The organism is Roseateles sp. GW821-FHT09G03 (assembly GCF_059416045.1).
Map to the genome: position 1 here is coordinate 96,423 of NZ_JBWKOK010000008.1, position 19,771 is coordinate 116,193.

The 19,771-nt window shown below is 66.6% G+C and carries 18 protein-coding genes; 12 read left to right on the plus strand and 6 right to left on the minus strand.

The features are described from left to right. Nucleotides 1–167: 167 nt before the first annotated feature. The 4 genes from AC07OZ_RS24820 (at nucleotide 168) to AC07OZ_RS24835 (ending at nucleotide 4,339) form a co-directional block, all read left to right on the plus strand. Entirely contained in the window at nucleotides 168–1,157 is a 990-nt protein-coding gene (locus AC07OZ_RS24820) for a Bug family tripartite tricarboxylate transporter substrate binding protein (protein ID WP_495469741.1), read from the plus strand. A 32-nt stretch (nucleotides 1,158–1,189) separates the two neighbouring features. After that, entirely contained in the window at nucleotides 1,190–2,143 is a 954-nt protein-coding gene (locus AC07OZ_RS24825) for a 2-hydroxyacid dehydrogenase (protein ID WP_495469742.1), read from the plus strand. Nucleotides 2,144–2,308: 165 nt separating this feature from the next. Next, on the plus strand, nucleotides 2,309–2,848 hold the full coding sequence (gene ppa / locus AC07OZ_RS24830) for an inorganic diphosphatase (protein ID WP_331614326.1): 540 nt from the start codon (nucleotides 2,309–2,311) through the stop codon (nucleotides 2,846–2,848). A 243-nt stretch (nucleotides 2,849–3,091) separates the two neighbouring features. After that, the gene (locus AC07OZ_RS24835; RefSeq protein ID WP_495469743.1) at nucleotides 3,092–4,339 is read left to right on the plus strand and encodes a glycosyltransferase; all 1,248 of its coding nucleotides are present in this window, start codon (nucleotides 3,092–3,094) and stop codon (nucleotides 4,337–4,339) included. Nucleotides 4,340–4,415: 76 nt separating this feature from the next. Here the strand turns inward: AC07OZ_RS24835 and AC07OZ_RS24840 are convergent, their stop codons facing one another. After that, nucleotides 4,416–5,636 (minus strand): GNAT family N-acetyltransferase, encoded by a 1,221-nt coding sequence (locus AC07OZ_RS24840; protein ID WP_495469744.1) that lies wholly within the window; start codon nucleotides 5,634–5,636, stop codon nucleotides 4,416–4,418. A gap of 58 nt (nucleotides 5,637–5,694) precedes the next feature. Here AC07OZ_RS24840 and AC07OZ_RS24845 point away from each other — a divergent pair, with 58 nt between their 5' ends. Further along, on the plus strand, nucleotides 5,695–7,800 hold the full coding sequence (locus AC07OZ_RS24845) for an NAD(+) synthase (RefSeq protein WP_495469745.1): 2,106 nt from the start codon (nucleotides 5,695–5,697) through the stop codon (nucleotides 7,798–7,800). A gap of 113 nt (nucleotides 7,801–7,913) precedes the next feature. Continuing rightward, on the plus strand, nucleotides 7,914–8,252 hold the full coding sequence (locus AC07OZ_RS24850) for a P-II family nitrogen regulator (RefSeq protein WP_067275693.1): 339 nt from the start codon (nucleotides 7,914–7,916) through the stop codon (nucleotides 8,250–8,252). 114 nt (nucleotides 8,253–8,366) lie between these two features. Here the strand turns inward: AC07OZ_RS24850 and AC07OZ_RS24855 are convergent, their stop codons facing one another. From AC07OZ_RS24855 to AC07OZ_RS24875, 5 genes are all read right to left on the minus strand, one after another. Then, nucleotides 8,367–8,744, minus strand: a complete 378-nt coding sequence (locus AC07OZ_RS24855; protein ID WP_495469746.1) for a diacylglycerol kinase — start codon at nucleotides 8,742–8,744, stop codon at nucleotides 8,367–8,369. Nucleotides 8,745–8,770: 26 nt separating this feature from the next. Then, the gene (locus AC07OZ_RS24860) at nucleotides 8,771–9,322 is read right to left on the minus strand and encodes an RDD family protein (RefSeq protein WP_495469747.1); all 552 of its coding nucleotides are present in this window, start codon (nucleotides 9,320–9,322) and stop codon (nucleotides 8,771–8,773) included. A gap of 9 nt (nucleotides 9,323–9,331) precedes the next feature. Next, nucleotides 9,332–10,081: a DUF3106 domain-containing protein gene (locus AC07OZ_RS24865; RefSeq protein WP_495469748.1), complete on the minus strand. Its 750-nt coding sequence runs from the start codon at nucleotides 10,079–10,081 to the stop codon at nucleotides 9,332–9,334. 122 nt (nucleotides 10,082–10,203) lie between these two features. Next, nucleotides 10,204–10,722, minus strand: a complete 519-nt coding sequence (locus AC07OZ_RS24870) for a DUF3619 family protein (RefSeq protein WP_495469749.1) — start codon at nucleotides 10,720–10,722, stop codon at nucleotides 10,204–10,206. After that, nucleotides 10,719–11,285 carry an RNA polymerase sigma factor gene (locus tag AC07OZ_RS24875; RefSeq protein WP_067275679.1) on the minus strand — a complete coding sequence of 189 codons (567 nt, stop codon included), beginning with the start codon at nucleotides 11,283–11,285 and terminating at the stop codon, nucleotides 10,719–10,721. The genes AC07OZ_RS24870 and AC07OZ_RS24875 overlap by 4 nt, the downstream gene beginning before the upstream one ends. A 296-nt stretch (nucleotides 11,286–11,581) precedes the next feature. On the opposite strand from AC07OZ_RS24875, the gene AC07OZ_RS24880 reads away from it, so the two are divergent. From AC07OZ_RS24880 to AC07OZ_RS24905, 6 genes are all read left to right on the plus strand, one after another. After that, nucleotides 11,582–13,378: an acetolactate synthase 3 catalytic subunit gene (locus tag AC07OZ_RS24880; protein ID WP_495469750.1), complete on the plus strand. Its 1,797-nt coding sequence runs from the start codon at nucleotides 11,582–11,584 to the stop codon at nucleotides 13,376–13,378. A 175-nt stretch (nucleotides 13,379–13,553) separates the two neighbouring features. Continuing rightward, on the plus strand, nucleotides 13,554–14,045 hold the full coding sequence (gene ilvN, locus AC07OZ_RS24885; RefSeq protein WP_067275674.1) for an acetolactate synthase small subunit: 492 nt from the start codon (nucleotides 13,554–13,556) through the stop codon (nucleotides 14,043–14,045). 65 nt (nucleotides 14,046–14,110) lie between these two features. Further along, nucleotides 14,111–15,127, plus strand: coding sequence for a ketol-acid reductoisomerase (ilvC, locus tag AC07OZ_RS24890; protein WP_495469751.1), 1,017 nt, complete (start codon nucleotides 14,111–14,113; stop codon nucleotides 15,125–15,127). Between the two features lie 92 nt (nucleotides 15,128–15,219). Beyond that, nucleotides 15,220–16,068 carry a CDP-diacylglycerol--serine O-phosphatidyltransferase gene (gene pssA, locus AC07OZ_RS24895; protein WP_495469752.1) on the plus strand — a complete coding sequence of 283 codons (849 nt, stop codon included), beginning with the start codon at nucleotides 15,220–15,222 and terminating at the stop codon, nucleotides 16,066–16,068. 254 nt (nucleotides 16,069–16,322) lie between these two features. Next, nucleotides 16,323–18,008, plus strand: coding sequence for a 2-isopropylmalate synthase (gene leuA / locus AC07OZ_RS24900; protein WP_495469753.1), 1,686 nt, complete (start codon nucleotides 16,323–16,325; stop codon nucleotides 18,006–18,008). 104 nt (nucleotides 18,009–18,112) lie between these two features. After that, entirely contained in the window at nucleotides 18,113–19,654 is a 1,542-nt protein-coding gene (locus tag AC07OZ_RS24905) for a 2-isopropylmalate synthase (RefSeq protein WP_495469754.1), read from the plus strand. Nucleotides 19,655–19,771 lie beyond the last annotated feature (117 nt).

Sequence of the window (19,771 nt, forward strand, 5' to 3'; positions counted from 1 at the left end):
TGGGCTCCACCTCCGATGGCATCGGCAAGAGTGCTTCAGATTGATCTTGATGATCAATATTGACCCGACAAAACGTCGCTGCCAGCATGAGTTCACGCGACATCGACGGGGGCCCACCAGAAGCCTCCGCGATGCCGACCCTCATGCCCTTCATTGGAGACAACCGCATGAACCGCATCCATCCCCTCCAGCCTGCCCGACGCCGGGCGGCGCTCATCCTCGCCGGGGCCGCCTGTCTCGCCTCCTTCAGCGCTGTCGCGCAGGGTGAGGCCTTCCCGTCCCGGGCGATCACGATCGTGGTCGGCTCCAGCCCCGGCAGCACGACCGATGGCCTCGCCCGCGCCCTCGGCGCGGAAATCACCGCCGCCACCAAGGTGCCGGTGATCGTCGAGAACAAGGCCGGCGCCAGCGGCGGCATCGCCGCGCAGGCGGTGGCCCGCTCGGCCGCAGACGGCTACACGCTGTTCATCACGACCAACACGACGCAGGCCGCCAATCCGCACCTGTTCCGCAAGCTCGCGTACGACCCGGTGAAGGACTTCGCCCCGGTTGGCGCGCTGGTCAAGGGCTACCTGCTGCTGGTGACGAATCCGCGCATCCCGGCGCGCAACGTCACCGAGCTCAGCGCGATCGCGAAGAAGCAGCAGCTCACCTTCGGCGCGGGCAGTTCGTCGGCGCGCGTGGCGGCGGAGCTGTTCCAGCAGATGACGCAGACGCAGCTGACCTATGTCCCCTACAAGGCCAATCCGCAGGCGATGGTCGATCTGGTCGGTGGTCAGGTCGATCTGATGATCGTGGACCTGACCACCAGTCTGCCGCAGGTGAAGGCCGGCAAGCTCAAGGCGCTGGGCGTCAGCAGTCCCAGGCGCTCACCGCTGGTGCCGGACCTGCCGACGATCGCCGAAGCCGGCCTGCCTGGCTACGAGATCAGCTACTGGAACGCCGTCTATGCGCCCGCGGGCACGCCCACGCCGGTCGTGGAGCGCATCAACGCGCTGATGCAGAAGGCCATGACCGCGGAGCCGGTGAAGCGCTTCGTCGAGCAGAACGGCATGGAGCCGTTCACATCGACGCCGGCAGAACTGGCCGCCTTCCAGGCCGCCGAATACAAGCGCTGGGGCGCCGTCATCAAGACGGCCGGCATCCAGCCTGAATGATTCCTTCCGATCCTCCCGACGTAGAGAACGCCATGAAGCCGAACATCCTGCAACTCAATCCCATCCTCGTGCCCGCGATCAATGCGGAGCTGGACGCGCTGTACACGATGCACCGGCTGTTCGAGCAGGCGGATCCGGAGGCCTATCTCGCCACGCACGGCGCGGCGATGCGCGGCGTCATCACCGGCGGGCACACCGGCATCTCGCGATCGATGATGGAGCGGCTGCCGGCGCTGGAGGTCGTGGCGGTGAACGGCGTCGGCACGGACGCCGTGGACATCGAGTACGCCCGCTCGCGCCAGCTGCCGGTGACCGGCACCTTCGGCGCGTTGACCGAGGACGTCGCCGACATGGCGCTGGCGCTGCTGCTGGCGACCGCCCGCAACGTGGCGTCTGTGGACCGCTTCGTGCGCGGCGGCCTGTGGCCGAAGTTCCCTCAACCGAATGCGATCCCGCTGGCACGCCGCGTGAGCGGGATGCGCGTGGGCATCGTGGGTCTGGGGCGTGTCGGCCGCGCGGTGGCGGAGCGCGTCGGCGCCTTCGGCTGTCCGGTGCGTTACACCGACCTGAAGGAGATCGCGGGCGCGCCATGGGCGTTCGAGGCGGACCTGGTGCAGCTTGCCCGCGACAGCGACGCGCTGATCGTGTGCGCTGCGGCGGACAAGGCCCGCGACCTGATCGACGCGACGGTGCTCGACGCGATCGGGCCGCGCGGGTTCCTGATCAACGTCGCCCGCGGCCGGCTGGTGAAGGAGTTCGATCTCGTGAAGGCGCTGCAGGAGAAGCGCATCGCCGGCGCGGGCCTGGACGTCTTCGCCGACGAACCCAACGTGCCCCCGGCCCTGCTGGACCTGGACAACGTCGTGCTGCAGGCGCATCGCGCCAGCGCGACCGAGGAAACGCGCGCCGCGATGGGGCGCATGGTGCTGGAGAGCCTGGCCCAGGCGCTGGCCGGCGAACGGCCCGCGCACAGCCTCACGACCTGACCCCGACGACGGGTGGCGGCGAGAGACTGGTGGGATGAAGGATGGCGGCGGGATGACGAATCCCCGCGACGGGGGAGGGCGTCAGGGCCGGTTCAGGCGACCCTCTAGAATTGCGGCTTTTCCGGATGCCTCCGGATTCCCCCGCTTTCACCGCTGTCCACCACCATGAGCCTGCACAAAGTCACCCCCGGCGCGAAGGCGCCCGAGCAGTTCAACGTCGTCATCGAGATCCCGATGAACGCCGACCCGATCAAGTACGAGGTCGACAAGGAAAGCGGCGCGCTGTTCGTCGACCGCTTCATGACGACGGCGATGCATTACCCGTGCAACTACGGCTACGTGCCGCAGACGCTGGCCGACGACGGCGATCCGGTCGACGTGCTGGTGATCACGCCCTTCCCGCTGACCCCGGGCGTGGTGGTGACCTGCCGCGCCATCGGCGTGCTGCAGATGGACGACGAAGCCGGCGGCGACGCCAAGCTGCTGGCCGTGCCGACCACCAAGATCCTGCCGATCTACGAGCACTGGACCAAGCCCGAGGACATCAACCAGATGCGCCTGAAGGCGATCCAGCATTTCTTCGAGCACTACAAGGACCTCGAAGCCGGCAAGTGGGTGAAGGTCAAGGGCTGGGAGGGCCCGGAAGCCGCCAAGAAGGAAATCACCGACGGCATGGCCAACTACGCGAAGGCCCAGCAGGCCTGATCTCCGGCCCCCGGCACGGGCCGACACATCGGCCTGGCAAAGGCCTGTTGTCAGGCTCTTCGCGGTACGACAAGCGCCCCATGTGGGCGCTTTTTCTTTTCTGACCGCAAGAATGTCCGAGTGGCAAACACGATGCCATGACGGTGCGTTACAACTGAGATGTCCCCGCTTTGGGGATTGACGTTGTGTGGTGGTGCGTGCGGCACCAAAATGGGCGACCTCACCACACGGAAGTCTCGTCACGTGAAAGTCGCCTACCTGCTCAATCACTATCCCAAGGTCAGCCACACCTTCATCCGCCGGGAGATCCTGGCGCTGGAGGCGCAAGGCGTCCCCGTGATGCGGCTGGCGGTCCGTGGCTGGGACGACGCGGCCCCCGATCCGACCGATCAGGACGAGAAGTCCCGCACCCACTACCTGCTGCGCGACGGCGTCGCACCGCTGCTGAAGGCGATGGCGCGCCAGGCGCTGACCTCGCCGGCGAAGTTCCTCTCCGCGCTGGCCTTGACGTTCAAGCTGGGCCGGCGCGCCGATCGGCCGCTGCCGGTGCACTTCATCTATCTGGCGGAAGCCTGCCTGGCCGTGCCGCTGCTGCGCGCCGAGGGTGTGAACCATGTGCACGCGCACTTCGGGACGAACGCCACCGAAGTCGCCGCGCTGATCGAGGCGCTGGGCGGTCCCGGGTACAGCTTCACTTGCCACGGCTCCGAGGAGTTCGACCGGCCCGAGATGCTGCATCTCGGCGAGAAGATCCGCCGCTCGCGATTCGTCGTGGCGATTTCGTCGTTCTGCCGCAGCCAGATCTACCGCTGGGTGGATCACTCGCACTGGTCGAAGGTGCCGATCGTGCCTTGCGGTGTCGAGCCCGCGTTCCATGAGGCGCCGGCCGCGCCCGCGAGCGGTCGCCGCCTGCTGGCCGTCGGCCGGCTGTGCGAGCAGAAGGGTCACCTGTTGATGCTGGAGGCAGCCGCGCTGGTGGCCGCGAAGGGCATCGATTTCGAACTGGTGCTGGCTGGCGACGGCGAACTGCGCGAGCCGGTCGAGGCGCGCATCGACGCGCTGCGTCTGCGCGACCGCGTGCGCATCACCGGCTGGATCAGCAGCGACCAGGTGCGCGAGGAGATGCTCGCGTCGCGGGCGCTTGTCGTGTCGAGCTTCGCGGAAGGTCTGCCGGTTGTCGTGATGGAGTCGATGGCGCTGAGCCGCCCGGTGATCAGCACCGCGATCGCGGCGATCCCGGAACTGGTCCGGCCGGAGAACGGCTGGCTGGTGCCGGCCGGTGACCCGCAGCCGCTGGCGCAGGCCATGATCGATTGCCTGCAGCTCGACGATGCCGAACTCCAGCGCATGGGCGAAGCGGCGCGCGTGCGCGTGCTCGCGCGACACGACATCGACGACGCGGCGACGAAGCTGGCCAAGCTCTTCCGCGAACATGCGGGCGAAACCGTGCGTACGCAGCCGCGCCTGGTGACGTCGACGACGACGGGCTGATCGGCCTGGCCGTTCCCGGCCTTTCCTGATCGCTGCCGGCCGCGTTCGGCCATTGCTGCCGGCCTCGGGCGGTGTGTCAGGCAGCGTCGTCCGGCGCCGCGGCCTTGAACGGTTGATGCCGTTCCAGTTCGTCGATGTATTCGTTCATCGCCTGACCTTCCTGGGTCAGGAAATCCGCGACCGCCTCGCGGAATTGGGGATGCGCCAGCCAATGCGCCGAGTAGGTCGCCACCGGCATCAGGCCTCGCGCCATCTTGTGTTCCCCCTGAGCGCCGCCTTCAAAGCGGCGCCAGCCGTTCTCCAGGCACCACGCCAGCGGCTGGTAGTAGCACGCGTCGAAGTGCAGGTTGGGGATGTAACGCGTCGAGCCCCAGTAACGCCCATAGGCCGCGCGCTGCGATTCGTCGATGGCCACCAGCGACGCGGCGACGCGCTCGCCTTCGGCGTCCCTCGCAACGAACATCAGCCAGTGCCCGGGCATCTCAGTCGCCATCCGCGCGAAGAAGTCGCGCGTCAGGTAAGGCTTGTTGCGATGCGCGAGGTAGGTCAGCGTGTAGCACTCGTAGAAGAAGTCCCAGTCCTCGGCCGTGATCGCCGCCCCGCGCAAGGCTTCGAAACGGATGCCCGCGTCCGCGACCTTGCGCTGCTCCTGCTGGATCTTCTTGCGCTTCTCGCGTTGCAGCGTCGCGAGGTACTCGACGAACGGTCGCGGCACGCCGTCGCCAGTCCAGTGGAACTGGACCTGCTGCCGCGCGAGCCAATCGTCACCGGTGAGCGCACGCTGGTCCTGGTCGTCGCCGAACAGCACGTGCACCGAAGAGAGTTCCGAACGCGCCGTCAGCGCGCGCAGCGCTTTCACGAGCCATTCGCGCGCGGCGTCGTCTTTGGCGAGCAACCGGCTGCCCGGCACCGGCGTGAACGGCACCGCGACCAGCAGCTTGGGGTAGTAGGCGAGCCCGTGCCGCTCATAGGCATCGGCCCAGGCCCAGTCGAACACGTACTCGCCGTAGGAGTGGCCCTTCAGATACGCCGGGCAGGCGGCGATCAGTTCGTCACCCTCCCACACGCTGAGGAACTGCGCCTGCCAGCCCTTCTTCGGCACCGCGGAGCCGGACGCGTGCATCGCGATCAGGTACTCGAGCTTCATGAACGGCGACGGCAGCGGCGATGCGGCCAGCAGCGCGTTCCATTGATCACGGGGCAGCGAAGCGGGGTCGTCGTCGACGCGGATCAGTGGTTGGGCGACGTCGCGTTCAGGCGCGTCGGCGGTGGGGGCAGGCGAGGGCGGGGCAGTCATGCGCGGCAAATCTTAGGCGCAAGCTCAAACCCTTCGCTTTGATGGCAGGATGCTTCCCATGCAAGCGACGACGACTTCCTCCCAGACCGGCGCGACGACATCCGCTCCCGCCGCGCAGTCCTTCGACAACCTCTACGCCCACGACTTCGCCCGCATCGGTGTCGGCATCCCGTTGTGCCGTGTCGCCGATCCGGTCTTCAACGGCGAGCAGACGGCGCAACTGCTGCGCGAGGCCGCTGCGGACGGCGCCGCGGTCGCGGCCTTCCCCGAGCTCGGCCTGGCCGCGTACACGAGCGACGACCTCTTCCATCAGCGTCCGCTGCTCGACGGCTGCGAGGCGGCGCTGGCGCATCTGCTGGCGGTGTCCCGCGACCTGCCCACAGTCGCGATCGTCGGCCTGCCGCTGCGCATCGAGCATCGGCTGTTCAACTGCGCCGTCGTGTTCCAGCGCGGCCGGTTGCTCGCCGTCCTTCCCAAGACGTACCTGCCGAACTACGGCGAGTTCTACGAGGCCCGCCAGTTCAATGCCGCCGACGAGGCGATCTCCGAGGAGATCACGCTGCTCGGCCAGCGTGTGGCCTTCGGGACAAGGCTCGTCGTCGCGGCGACCGACCAGCCGCTGCTGCGCATCCACGTCGAGATCTGCGAGGACGTCTGGACGCCCATTCCCCCGTCGTCGTATGCCGCGCTCGCTGGCGCGACGGTGCTCGTGAACCTGTCGGCCTCCAACATCACGGTCGGCAAGTCGGGCTACCGTCATCAGCTGGTCGGCCAGCAGTCGGCGCGATGCCTGGCCGCCTATGTCTACACCTCGGCCGGTGCCGGCGAGTCCAGCACCGACCTCGCCTGGGACGGGCAGGCGCTGGTCTATGAGAACGGCAGGTTCCTTGTCGAGAGCGAGCGCTTCCAGCGCCGCTCGCAGCTCGTGTCGGCCGATGTCGATCTCGAGCGGCTGTCGCGCGAGCGGATGCGGCAGACGAGCTTCGGTGACTCGGTGCGGCATCACGCGCCGCTGCTGAAGACCTTCCGTACGGTGGAGTTCGAGCTGGGCGTCGATCGCGCGCAGCCGATGCCGCTGCGACGCCGCATCGAGCGCTTCCCCTACGTGCCGTCAGACCGCCAGCGCCGCGACGAGCGCTGCAACGAGGTCTTCCAGATCCAGGTCCAGGCGCTCGTGCAGCGGCTGGTGTCCAGTGGCATCCACAAGCTGGTGCTGGGCATCTCGGGCGGGCTGGACTCGACCCATGCGTTGCTGGTGGCCGCGCGGGCGATGGACCAGATGGGGTGGCCGCGGACGAACATCCTGGGCGTGACGATGCCGGGCTTCGCCACGGGCACGCGCACCCGCGACCAGGCCTTGCGCCTGATGCGCGAGATCGGCTGCGAGGCGCGTGAGATCGACATCCGACCGAGCTGCGAGCAGATGCTCAAGGATCTCGGACATCCGTACGCGGCGGGCGAGCCGGTCTATGACGTGACCTTCGAGAACGTCCAGGCCGGCGAACGCACCAGTCACCTGTTCCGACTGGCCAATCACACCGGGGCGCTGGTGCTCGGTACGGGCGATCTGAGCGAACTCGCGCTGGGCTGGTGCACCTACGGCGTCGGCGACCACATGTCGCACTACAACGTGAACGCGTCGGTGCCCAAGACGCTGATCCAGTACCTGGTGCGCTGGGTCGCGGAAACGAAGCAGCTCGGGTCTTCGGGACAGGAGGTGCTGCTCGACATCCTGAACACGGAGATCAGTCCCGAGCTGGTGCCGCAGGATGCGCGCGTGGAAGGCTCCGGGCTCCAGAGCACCGAGGACAAGATCGGCCGCTACGAGCTGCAGGACTTCAACCTGTTCTACACGATCCGCCATGGCTACTCGCCGGCCAAGATCGCGTTCCTGGCGCGCCACGCCTGGGGCGACAAGGCGCGCGGCGACTGGCCCGACGGCGAGCACGTCCAGCGCAACGAGTACCCGCTCGCCGAGATCAAGCGCGTGCTGCGGATCTTCGTGAGCCGCTTCTTCCGGGGCAGCCAGTTCAAGCGCAGCTGCGTGCCGAACGGGCCCAAGGTGGGCAGCGGCGGGTCGCTCTCGCCGCGCGGCGACTGGCGCGCACCGAGCGATTCCGAGCCCACGGCGTGGCTCGCCGAACTCGACCGCATTCCGGATTGACAGGACGGGCGACCGCGATGACTCCCTTCTCCAATGGAAGGCGTCCGCCCGAAACGATCCGTGCTTAAATCAGTGTCAGTCTTGCCCGCCAATCCCCCTTTCGGAGCCCCGTGATGAAACAGATCACCGCCATCATCAAACCGTTCAAGCTCGACGAAGTGCGCGAAGCGCTTGCCGAGGTCGGCGCATCCGGCCTGACGGTCACGGAAGTGAAGGGCTTCGGCCGCCAGAAGGGACACACCGAGCTGTATCGCGGCGCCGAGTACGTCGTCGACTTCCTGCCCAAGGTCAAGGTCGAGGTCGTCGTGAAGGACGACGAGGTCGAGCGCTCGATCGACGCCATCCTGAAGGCCGCCAAGACCGGCAAGATCGGCGACGGCAAGATCTTCGTCACTGCCGTGGAGCAGGTCATCCGCATCCGCACCGGCGAACAGGACGAAGCCGCGGTCTGACCGCTGGGGCCCGATGGGTCCGTCAGAAACAGGAAAGGGCGGACGCCGGTTGGCGTCCGCCCTTTGTCTTTCATGCGCTCAGCGCGCTCCGAGGCCTTCTGGCTGTCGGCGGTCTCAGCGAAGGTGCTGCCAGATGGCCGCGGCCCAGATACCGCCGGCCAGGACCAGCGACAGCAGCACGGCGGCGCTGGCGATGTCCTTGGCGCGCTTGCTGAGGTCGTGCAGCTCGAACGACACGCGGTCGACGACTGCTTCCACCGCCGAGTTCAGCAGCTCGACGATCAGCACGAGGATCAGCGAACCGGCGAGCAGCGCCACCTGTACCCAGTCCCGCCCGACCCAGAACGCGAGCGGCACGCCGATGATCGTCAACCAGGTCTCCTGGCGGAAGGCGCTCTCGCCGCGGTAAGCGGCGCGCAGGCCGGCCCAGGAATAACCGGCGGCGTGCAGGATGCGATCCAGGCCGGTACGGCCCTTGTGGGGGTTGCTCATCGTCGGGGAGGGGTAGATCGAGAGGGTCAGGAGTCGGCCGGCAGCGCGGCAGACTTCTTCGGGCGGGGCGGTGGCAATTGCGTGATCAGGCGGGTGCCGCAGATCACGTCGTGCAGGAACTGCCGTTGCGGATGCAGGCGGGCCAGCAGCAGATAACCGGCGATGCCGGCGAACATGGCGCCGAAGATGGCCCCTGTGCTCCGGTCCAGACCCAGCAGATGCACGCTGGCCAGCGCGGGCAGGAACCAGAGCCAGGCGGCGAGGTAGCGCGCGGTCGCGCGGGCCTGCGTGATCGGACGGCCTTTCGCGTCGACGACGCGCAGGTGCCAGGCCCGCATGGCCACGGTCTGGCCGCCGCGCGACCAGAACCAGATGAAGTAGATGCCCAGTACCAGGAAGAGGAACGCCTGCAGGCCATGCTGTCCGACCAGGGCGTTGCGCTGCTGGGTGAGTGTCGAATACAGCCAGCCGGCGATGAACACGACGCCGAACAAGACGACGCCTTCATAAATGAAGGCGGCGAGGCGGCGCATCAAGCCTGGCGGTTGGACGTCGCCGGCAATGGGTGCGGAGGTCATCCGGCCAGTTTAGCGGCTGGGCGCGTCGCGTCGGGGGAGCAGCGTGTCCGGGTCGAGCTTCGCCTCGCGGGGCGAGCGGATCGGCCGGCCGGGCGCGGCGCTGGCACCCGGCAGCGGCGGTTCGGCGCGCTGCGTCATCAGCACCGTGGTGGCGCCGGGCAGGGCCTGGACGATGGTCGGGCCCGTCGCGGCGGTCAGCGGCGTGCGCTGGATGGGAGCCTTCGCTCTCGTGGGGGCTGGAGGGGCGTCGCGGCCGGCGGCCGAGGCTTTCTCCGCGGCGCGTTCCACCAGACGCTGGCGCTTCTCCGGCGGCAATGCCTGATAGGCGTCCCATTTCTCGCGCAGTCTGGTTTCCTGTTCCGGCGCGCGGAGTTCGTTCGCGTGCTGGTAGCCGATGCGGGCGCGCTGGCGTTCCACTGGCGACATCCGTGTCCACTCGACCATGCGCTCGCGCAGTCGTTGCTGGTGCTCGACAGGCAGGGTCGGATAACGGGCGGCGATTTCCAGCCACTTGCCCTTGCGGGCGCCGTCGAGCTGATCCCACTCCTTGGACAGCGGGGCCAGTGCCTCCTTCTGCGAGGTGCTCAGCGAGGCCCAGTTCTGGCTGCTGGTCAGCGCGCCGGGCGTGACTGTCGGCGAGATGGGTCTTGCGGGCGACGAGGCGCGGGCAGCGGGCGAGGCGATCGCGGGGTTGCCGTCGCCCGGTGCGGAAGCAGCGCTGTCCTGGGCTGAGGCTGCTGAGGCGCCGAACGCCAGCACGCCGCAGGCGATCGCCGAGCTCAGGCGGCGCGTCCAGCGGCGCGGTGCGGAAGGATCAGGGAAAACGCTCAGATCACCCCTTGCGAACGGAAGAAGACGGAAGGAACTGACCACGCACCGCCTCACTGCGACGATTTGGCTTCGTCCGACTTCTCGCCGTCGGCGGCGCCGTTCGGGTTGTTGGGATCCGTCTGATCCTCGTTCAGGTACTCGCGGAAGCCAGGGTCGCTGTACGCCGCCGGGGGCAGCGGCCTGGAGAGCATCTCCGTGTCGAGTTCGGCCGCGCTGCGGATCTGCTCATACCACTGGCTGTGCTGGATCAGCAGCAGGCCGCCCAGCAGCAGCGCCAGCGGCAGCAGGGTCGCGGCCTTTCTCCAGCGCGGGGTCTTGTCGCCGCCACCCAGCGCGAGCGTGCCGCCGCCCACATGGCGGGCGTCGGAGGCGGTCTGCGCGGGCGCCGCGGCGCGAGCGGCCATCGCCTTGGCGAGCGCCTGCTCACGCGCGAAGCGCAGCCGTTCCTGGATGTCGCCGGACAGGGTCTCGCTCTGCTCGGTCAGACCGGCGGCCACCCGAAGGCCGAAACGGGCCACGCGCGCGTCCGCCTCGAGCGGCAGCGGCGTTCCTGGCGTGTTCTTCTTCATAGCGAGATTCCCTTGGCTTTCAGCGTTTTGGCCAGTGCATGCACGGCGCGGGAGCAGTGTGTCTTCACGCTGCCCTCCGAGCAACCCATGACTGCTGCCGTTTCGGCGACGTCGAGTTCCTCCCAGTAACGCAGCAGGAAGGCTTCCCGTTGACGTGCCGGCAAAGCTGCAACTTCCTGTTCGATCGCGGCCAGCACCTGAACGCGCGACACCTCGTCCGCGGCGGACAGCGCGCCCATCGATCCTTCCCGCGTCTCCAGCGATTCCAGCAGGTCGAAGTCGTCGCCGGGATCGGCGCCCTCGAAATCCGACAGGTTGCTGAACAGCGCGTTGCGCACCTTCTGGCGTCGGAACCAGTCCATCGTCGCGTTGGACAGGATGCGCTGGAACAGCAGCGGCAGCTCCGCCGCCGGCCGGTCGAAGTATTTCTCGGCCAACCGGATCATGGCGTCCTGGACGATGTCCAGTGCGGCGTCCTCGTCTCGAACCATGTAGACCGTGCGCTTGAAGGCGCGGCGATCGGCGGTCTTGAGAAAGTCGTTGAGTTCTTTGTCTGTGGCCAAGGGCTGGCGCCGTCAGTGGGCGAATCGTCGAGGTCGGGTCGAGGGAGGGTCGAAGGCAGGTCTAGCGGGCAAAACGGCGCGGATTATCTCATCAGCGCTACAAACCGCTATCGATTCCGGACGCCTGCGGGTTTGCGTGCATAATCGATGACTCGCACACCGCATTTTCTGTCTCAAGTAGGCCGCCCAACCGGGGCGCCCCTGTTTTTGACGCGACGTTTCAAGTCCGCTTCACAAGAGCGCGAGGAGAAGCACCGATGGTTTTTCGTCAGAGAAAAAACTCAGAGGTTCGACATATGGACATGTCTGCCGCGGACATCAAACGTGCAGCGATCACGGAAGCTCGCTCACAACCGCACCCCCATTCCGTCAGTTCCGGTCAGGAACTGAATGGCTCCGAAATCCTGGTTCAGAGTCTTCAGGCCGAAGGCGTGAAGTTCCTCTGGGGCTATCCAGGCGGTGCCGTCCTCTACATCTACGACGCGCTCTACAAGCAGGACGCCATCCAGCACGTGCTGGTACGTCATGAGCAGGCCGCCGTCCATGCCGCCGACGGCTACGCCCGGGCGACCGGCGAGGTCGGCGTCGCGCTGGTGACCTCGGGTCCCGGCGTCACGAACGCGGTCACCGGCATCGCGACGGCGTACATGGACTCGATCCCGATGGTGATCATCACCGGTCAGGTCCCGACGCCCGCCATCGGCCTCGATGCCTTCCAGGAATGCGACACCGTCGGCATCACACGCCCGATCGTCAAGCACAACTTCCTGGTCAAGGACGTGCGCGACCTCGCGACGACGCTGAAGAAGGCGTTCCACATCGCGCGCACCGGCCGCCCCGGCCCGGTCGTGGTGGACATCCCGAAGGACGTCTCGCTCAATCGCACCGCGTTCCACTACCCGGAGCGCGTCGAGATGCGCTCCTACAACCCTGTGAAGAAGGGCCACAGCGGCCAGATCCGCAAGGCGGTCCAGCTGTTGATGGGCGCCAAGCGGCCCTACATCTACACCGGTGGCGGCGTGATCCTGGGCGAAGCCACGGCGGAACTGCGCCAGTTGGTCGAGCTGCTGGGCTATCCCTGCACGAACACGCTGATGGGTCTGGGCGCGATGCCTGGCAGCGATCCGCGTTTCCTGGGCATGCTGGGCATGCACGGGACCTACGAAGCCAACATGACGATGCAGCACTGCGATGTGCTGCTGGCCGTCGGTGCGCGCTTCGACGACCGCGTGATCGGCAACCCGAAGCACTTCTCGTCGGTCGATCGCAAGATCATCCACGTCGACATCGACCCGTCGTCAATCTCCAAGCGCGTGCGCGTGGACATCCCGATCGTCGGCGACGTCAAGGACGTGCTGCAGGAACTGATCGCGCAGATCAAGGAAGCGCAGGCAAGACCTGACGCCGACGCGATCAACGCCTGGTGGAGCCAGATCAACGACTGGCGCAAGCGTGACTGCCTGGCCTACAAGCAGTCCAACGAGGTCATCAAGCCGCAGTACGTCCTCGAGACGCTGTGGAACCTGACCCGCGACCGCGACGCCTACTTCACGTCGGACGTCGGCCAGCACCAGATGTGGGCGGCCCAGTTCCTGCGCTTCAACGAGCCGCGTCGCTGGATCAACTCCGGCGGCCTGGGCACGATGGGCGTGGGCCTGCCGTACGCGATGGGCATCAAGCTGGCGAAGCCCGAGTCGGATGTGTTCTGCATCACCGGCGAAGGCAGCATCCAGATGAACATCCAGGAGCTGTCCACCTGCCAGCAGTACAAGACCCCTGTGAAGGTGGTCTCGCTGAACAACCGCTACCTGGGCATGGTGCGGCAGTGGCAGGAACTGGACTACGGCAAGCGCTACTCGCACAGCTACATGGATGCGCTGCCGGACTTCGTCAAGCTGGCCGAGGCCTACGGGCACGTCGGCCTGCTGGTGGAGAAGCCCTCGGACGTCGAGCCCGCGCTGCGGGAGGCGATGCGCTTGAAGGACCGCACCGTCTTCATCGATGTGCGCACCGATCCGACCGAGAACGTCTGGCCGATGGTGCAGGCGGGCAAGGGCATCTCCGAGATGCTGCTGGGGTCCGAGGACCTTTGAGACCGTTGACGGCCTGAAGCCGTCCGGCGTGACGCGCGTTACCGCGCGCCTCGCGACCGGCGGCGGACGGCCCGAAGCGCTCAGGGCGATCCGGCCTGATTCCTAGATCGAAGAGCGTGGCCAAGGGCCGACCGGTTACCGCCGGCGGTCTGAAGAGCGCGAAGGACGAGATTCCATGAAACACATCATTGCTTTGCTCATCGAGAACGAGCCGGGGGCGCTGTCGCGCGTCGTCGCGCTGTTCTCCGCCCGGGGCTACAACATCGAGAGCCTGACCGTGGCGCCGACGGAAGATCCGTCGCTGTCCCGGATGACCATCGTCACCAGCGGCAGCGACGACGTGATCGAGCAGATCACCAAGCACCTGAACCGGCTGATCGAGGTCGTCAAGGTCGTCGACCTGACCGAGGGGCGCTACATCGAGCGCGAGCTCATGCTGATCAAGGTGCGCGCCGTCGGCAAGGAGCGCGAGGAGCTCAAGCGCACCTCCGACATCTTCCGCGGCCACGTCATCGACGTTACCGAGAAGACCTACACGATCGAGCTGACCGGCGACGCCGGCAAGCTCGACGCCTTCATCGACGCGATCGACCGCAGCGCGATCCTCGAGACGGTGCGCACCGGCACCAGCGGCATCGGCCGCGGCGAACGCATCCTGCGCGTCTGAACGCCGCGACCCCTGAACATCCTTCACTGAACAACCCCCGACCTGTTTTCCCCGGAGAGACCACCATGAACGTGTATTACGACAAGGACGCCGACCTCAGCCTGATCAAGGGCAAGAACGTCACCATCATCGGCTACGGCTCACAAGGCCACGCCCATGCCCAGAACCTGAACGAGAGCGGCGTGAAGGTCACCGTGGGCCTGCGCCGCGGCGGCGCGTCCTGGGCCAAGGCCGAAGGTGCCGGCCTGAAGGTCGCCGAGATCGCCGACGCGGTGAAGGTCGCCGACGTGGTCATGATCCTGCTGCCCGACGAGCAGATCGCCGACGTCTACAAGAAGGAAGTCGAGCCCAACATCAAGCAGGGCGCGTCGTTGGCTTTCGCCCACGGCTTCAACGTCCACTACGGCCAAGTGCAGCCGCGCGAGGATCTGGACGTCTGGATGGTCGCCCCGAAGGCCCCGGGCCACACGGTGCGCAACACCTACAAGCAGGGCGGCGGCGTGCCGCACCTGATCGCTGTCTACGCCGACAAGACCGGCAAGGCGCGTGACCTGGCGCTGAGCTATGCGGCCGCGAACGGTGGCGGCAAGGCCGGCATCATCCAGACCTCCTTCCGCGAAGAGACCGAGACCGACCTGTTCGGCGAACAGGCCGTGCTGTGCGGCGGCGCCGTCGAGCTGATCAAGGCGGGCTTCGAGACGCTGACCGAAGCCGGTTACGCGCCCGAGATGGCCTACTTCGAGTGCCTGCACGAGCTGAAGCTGATCGTCGACCTGATCTATGAAGGCGGCATCGCCAACATGAACTACTCGATCTCCAACAACGCGGAGTACGGCGAGTACGTGACCGGCCCGCGTGTGGTGACCGCCGCGACCAAGGACGCGATGCGCCAGTGCCTGAAGGACATCCAGACCGGCGAGTACGCCAAGTCCTTCATCCTGGAAAACAAGGCCGGCGCCCCGACGCTGATCAGCCGCCGCCGCCTGACCGCCGAGCACCCGATCGAGCAGGTCGGCGAGCAGCTGCGCGCGATGATGCCGTGGATCAAGGCCAACAAGCTGGTCGACAAGTCGAAGAACTGATCCACGCAGATCGCGTCAGATCAGTCCAGAAGGCCGCGCGGGTCGCACCGCGCGGCCTTTTCCGTTGATGCGCTGGGTTATCCTCCGCCCCCATGAATCCGACTGAAAACAAGAGCGTGGACCTGCTGGACGAGGACGAGGCCGATGCCCTCGACGCCCCGCAGCGCCCGCGCCACAAGGGCATCTACCTGCTGCCCAACCTCTTCACGCTGGCGGCGCTGTTCAGCGGCTTCTATGCGATCGTGATGGGCATCGGCGGCCGTTTCGAGCAGTCCGTCTACGGCATCTTCGCGGCGATGGTGCTCGACAGCCTGGACGGTCGCGTCGCGCGCATGACCAACACGCAGAGCACCTTCGGTGAGCAGATGGATTCGCTGTCCGACATGGTGTCCTTCGGCGCCGCGCCGGCACTGATCATGTATTCCTGGGCGCTGCAGGGCTTGGGCAAGTGGGGCTGGTTCGCAGCGTTTGTCTATATCGCGGGCGCTGCGTTGCGCCTGGCGCGCTTCAACACCAACATCGCGGTCGTGGACCGTCGCTTCTTCCAGGGAGTGCCCAGCCCGGCCGCCGCGGCGCTGGTGATGAGCCTGATCTGGGCGCTCGACAGTGCGGGCTACAAGGACATCCACCGCGATCCGGCGCTGGCGTGGCTGGCCTTCGGCTTCACGCTCTACGCCGGCCTGACGATGGTGACCAACGCGCCGTTCTACAGCTTCAAGGACATCACCTTCAAGCGCTCGGTGCCGTTCATCGTGCTGGTGGTGATCATGCTGGCGATCGCGGCAATCAATATCGATCCGCCGCGGGTGCTGTTCGGTGTCTTCTGCGCGTATGGCATTTCGGGCTACATCGTCTACGCGGTCCGGCGTGCCAAGGGCAAGCCGGCGAGCGTGATCGCGATGTCGACCGACGAGCCCGATGAAGCGGGCCTTCACCGATAGCGAACGCTCGCGGCGCGGCCATTCGCCCACTGACATTGACGCTGCACGCGCCGCGCCCCTATATTCAACAGCTATGACGTCCCCGGCCCGAATTGCGCTGCTACTACTAGGTGACCTTCGGGTTCGCTAGATCGCGCACGTCCGTCCATCCAGACGCTCTTCCCAGATCAACGGCCCGAATGCAACTCGCAACGGGCCGTTCCTGTTTCTGGAGAGTCTGCGAGTTGCGCCCCTGAACCCACAGGAACGCTCTCATGCTCAAGCAACCGCAGACCAAGTACCGCGCCTTCGCCCCCATCGCCCTTCCGGACCGCCGCTGGCCCGACGTGCAGATCACGAAGGCGCCGCTGTGGCTGAGCACCGACCTGCGCGACGGCAACCAGGCGCTGATCGAGCCGATGGATCCGGAACGCAAGCTGCGCATGTTCCAGATGCTCGTGAAGATCGGATTCAAGGAGATCGAGGTCGGGTTCCCGTCCGCGTCGCAGACCGACTTCGACTTCGTGCGGCTGCTGATCGAGCAGGGCCACATCCCCGACGACGTGACGATCCAGGTCTTGACGCAGGCGCGTCAGCCACTGATCGAGCGCACGTTCGAATCGCTGGTTGGCGCCAAGCGGGCGGTCGTGCACCTTTACAACGCCGTTGCGCCGGTGATGCGACGCGTCGTGCTGGGCATGAGCGAGGACGAGATCGTCGATCTGGCCGTCACCCACACGCGGATGATCCGCGAGTTCGCGGCGAAGCAGCCGGAGACGGACTTCCGCTTCGAGTACTCGCCGGAGATGTTCTCCAGCGCTGAATTGAGCTTTTCCAAGCGCGTCGTCGATGCGGTGACTGAAGCCTGGGGGGCGACCCCGGAACGCAAGATCATCATCAACCTGCCGTCGACGGTGGAGCATTCCACGCCGAACCTGTTCGCCGACATGATCGAGTGGATGGGGCGCAACGTCGAGCGCCGCGACTGCATCGTGCTGTCGGTCCACCCGCACAACGACCGCGGTACCGGGACGGCGGCGGCAGAACTGTCGATCATGGCCGGTGCCGACCGCCTCGAAGGCTGCCTCTTCGGCAACGGCGAGCGCACCGGCAACCTCGATCTGGTGAACGTCGCGCTCAACCTGTACACGCAGGGTGTGCATCCGGAGCTGGACTTCTCCGACATCGACGAGATCCGCCGCTGTGTCGAGCACTGCAACCAGTTGCCGGTGCACCCGCGCCATCCGTACGTCGGCGAACTGGTCTACACCTCGTTCTCCGGCTCGCACCAGGACGCGATCAAGAAGGCCTTCGCCGCCCGCAAGGAAGGTGACGTCTGGGAGATTCCATACCTGCCGATCGACCCGAAGGACCTCGGTCGCAGCTACGAGGCCGTGATCCGCGTCAACAGCCAGTCGGGCAAGGGCGGCATCTCGTATCTGCTCGAGGCTGAGTACGGTATCGAACTGCCGCGCCGCCTGCAGATCGAGTTCAGTCAGATCGTTCAAGGCGTGATGGACACGAACGGCAAGGAGCTGGGCGCCGCCGACCTGTGGCGCATCTTCGACCGGGAGTACGGCGTGAAGCAGGCGCCGTCGCTGCACCCTCAGATCGACACCGCCGAGGACGGCCAGACCCGCGTCCAGGCGCAGGCCGACCTGTGCGTGCGCATGGTCAAGATCGACGGGCAGGGCAAGGGACCCATCGACGCCTTCGTCGAGGGTCTGAACAAGCTGCTGAAGACCCAGGTCCGGGTGTTGGACTATCACGAGCACGCGATGGGCAGCGGCGCCGACGCGCAGGCGGTGGCCTACCTGGAGCTTCGCGTGGGCGAGGCGACGCTGTTTGGCGTCGGCATGGACGGCAACATCGCGTCGGCCTCGCTGAAGGCGATCGTCTCCGGCCTGCGCCGTGCGTCGCAACGCGGCGTGCTGAAGCTCGCCGATCGCGTTGCCGTGTGAGGCGCCGGGCGGCCTCCGGGCCGCCCTTGTGAGCGCTCTCGCCGCCTAAACTCGCTGATCGGGCCGTTCCGGCCCGCGGCCCGCCACCGCAAGGAAGCCCCGACATGTCCGACCACCTGATCATCTTCGACACCACGCTGCGCGACGGCGAGCAATCGCCCGGCGCGTCCATGACCAGGGACGAGAAGCTGCGCATCGCGCGGCAACTGGAGCGGCTGAAGGTGGACGTGATCGAGGCGGGCTTCGCGGCGGCGAGTCAAGGCGATTTCGAAGCGGTGAAGGCGATCGCCGATGCGATCCGCGACAGCACGATCTGCTCGCTGGCCCGCGCGAACGATCGCGACATCGCCCGCGCGGCCGAGGCGCTCAAGGGCGCGGCGCGCGCCCGCATCCACACCTTCATCGCGACCAGCGAGCTCCACATGGAGAAGAAGCTGCGCATGACCCGCGAGCAAGTGCTGGAGCAGGCGACCCAGGCCGTCCGCTTTGCCCGCAACCTGACCGGCGATATCGAGTTCTCGCCTGAAGACGGCTACCGCTCGGATCCGGAATTCCTCGCCCGTGTCGTCGAGGCGGTGATCCGCGAGGGCGCGCGCACGATCAACATCCCCGACACGGTCGGCTACGCGATCCCGGAGCTCTACGGCCAGTTCATCAAGACGCTGCGCGAGCGCGTCCCGAACTCCGACCAGGCGATCTGGAGCGTCCACTGCCACAACGACCTGGGCATGGCGGTGGCCAACTCGCTGGCCGGCGTGAAGATCGGCGGCGCGCGGCAGGTGGAGTGCACCATCAACGGGCTGGGCGAGCGTGCAGGCAACTGCTCGCTCGAGGAGATCGTGATGGCGGTAAAGACCCGTCGCGACTACTTTGGCCTGGACGTGCGCGTCGATGCGTCGCAGATCGTGCCTGCGTCGAAGCTGGTCTCGCAGACCACTGGTTTCGTGATCCAGCCCAACAAGGCCGTTGTCGGTGCCAATGCGTTCGCGCATGCCTCGGGCATCCATCAGGACGGTGTCCTGAAGGCTCGCGATACCTACGAAATCATGCGGGCCGAGGACGTCGGCTGGAGCGCGAACAAGATCGTGCTGGGCAAATTGTCGGGCCGCAACGCGTTCAAGCAGCGGTTGCAGGAACTGGGCGTGGTGCTGGAATCGGAGGCCGAGATCAACGCCGCCTTCGTCCGGTTCAAGGACCTGGCCGACCGAAAGTCCGAAATCTTCGACGAGGACATCATCGCGCTCGTGATGGACGAGTCGGTCACCCAGGTCCAGGAGCACTACCGGCTGGTGGCGCTGGCGCAGCGCTCGGAAACCGGCGAACGGCCACAGGCGCAGGTGGTCTTCGCCGAGGGTGAAACCGAGCATCGCACCGAAAGCGACGGCAACGGTCCGGTGGACGCGGTGCTCAAGGCGATCGAGAGCAAGGTCCAAAGTGGGGCGGAAATGCTGCTGTATTCGGTCAGTGCGATCACCAGCGGCAGCACAGAATCGCAAGGCGAAGTCACGGTGCGTCTGCAACATGCGGGGCGCGTGGTGAACGGCGTGGGGGCAGATCCCGATATCGTGGTCGCCTCGGCCAAAGCATATTTGAGCGCTCTCAACAAGTTGCAGAGCAAGACGGAGCGGGTCGCCGCCCAAGGTTGACAGGACAGCGCACGCGGAGTTCACGGCCGCGTCGGATGGCACGGATTCGGGCACTTTAAGAGCCTGCGTTAAGTCATTGATCTTGCCGGTCTTTCAGCGATCCCCTAAACTCGCGCC

Coding starts and splice junctions, on each gene's coding strand:
- ilvN (WP_067275674.1), top strand. CDS start 13,554: ATGAAACACATCATTGCTTTGCTCATCGAGAACGAGCCGGGGGCGCTG.
- AC07OZ_RS24850 (WP_067275693.1), top strand. CDS start 7,914: ATGAAACAGATCACCGCCATCATCAAACCGTTCAAGCTCGACGAAGTG.
- AC07OZ_RS24880 (WP_495469750.1), top strand. CDS start 11,582: ATGGACATGTCTGCCGCGGACATCAAACGTGCAGCGATCACGGAAGCT.
- leuA (WP_495469753.1), top strand. CDS start 16,323: ATGCTCAAGCAACCGCAGACCAAGTACCGCGCCTTCGCCCCCATCGCC.
- AC07OZ_RS24905 (WP_495469754.1), top strand. CDS start 18,113: ATGTCCGACCACCTGATCATCTTCGACACCACGCTGCGCGACGGCGAG.
- ilvC (WP_495469751.1), top strand. CDS start 14,111: ATGAACGTGTATTACGACAAGGACGCCGACCTCAGCCTGATCAAGGGC.
- AC07OZ_RS24825 (WP_495469742.1), top strand. CDS start 1,190: ATGAAGCCGAACATCCTGCAACTCAATCCCATCCTCGTGCCCGCGATC.
- AC07OZ_RS24840 (WP_495469744.1), bottom strand. CDS start 5,636: ATGACTGCCCCGCCCTCGCCTGCCCCCACCGCCGACGCGCCTGAACGC.
- ppa (WP_331614326.1), top strand. CDS start 2,309: ATGAGCCTGCACAAAGTCACCCCCGGCGCGAAGGCGCCCGAGCAGTTC.
- pssA (WP_495469752.1), top strand. CDS start 15,220: ATGAATCCGACTGAAAACAAGAGCGTGGACCTGCTGGACGAGGACGAG.
- AC07OZ_RS24820 (WP_495469741.1), top strand. CDS start 168: ATGAACCGCATCCATCCCCTCCAGCCTGCCCGACGCCGGGCGGCGCTC.
- AC07OZ_RS24855 (WP_495469746.1), bottom strand. CDS start 8,744: ATGAGCAACCCCCACAAGGGCCGTACCGGCCTGGATCGCATCCTGCAC.
- AC07OZ_RS24845 (WP_495469745.1), top strand. CDS start 5,695: ATGCAAGCGACGACGACTTCCTCCCAGACCGGCGCGACGACATCCGCT.
- AC07OZ_RS24860 (WP_495469747.1), bottom strand. CDS start 9,322: ATGACCTCCGCACCCATTGCCGGCGACGTCCAACCGCCAGGCTTGATG.
- AC07OZ_RS24870 (WP_495469749.1), bottom strand. CDS start 10,722: ATGAAGAAGAACACGCCAGGAACGCCGCTGCCGCTCGAGGCGGACGCG.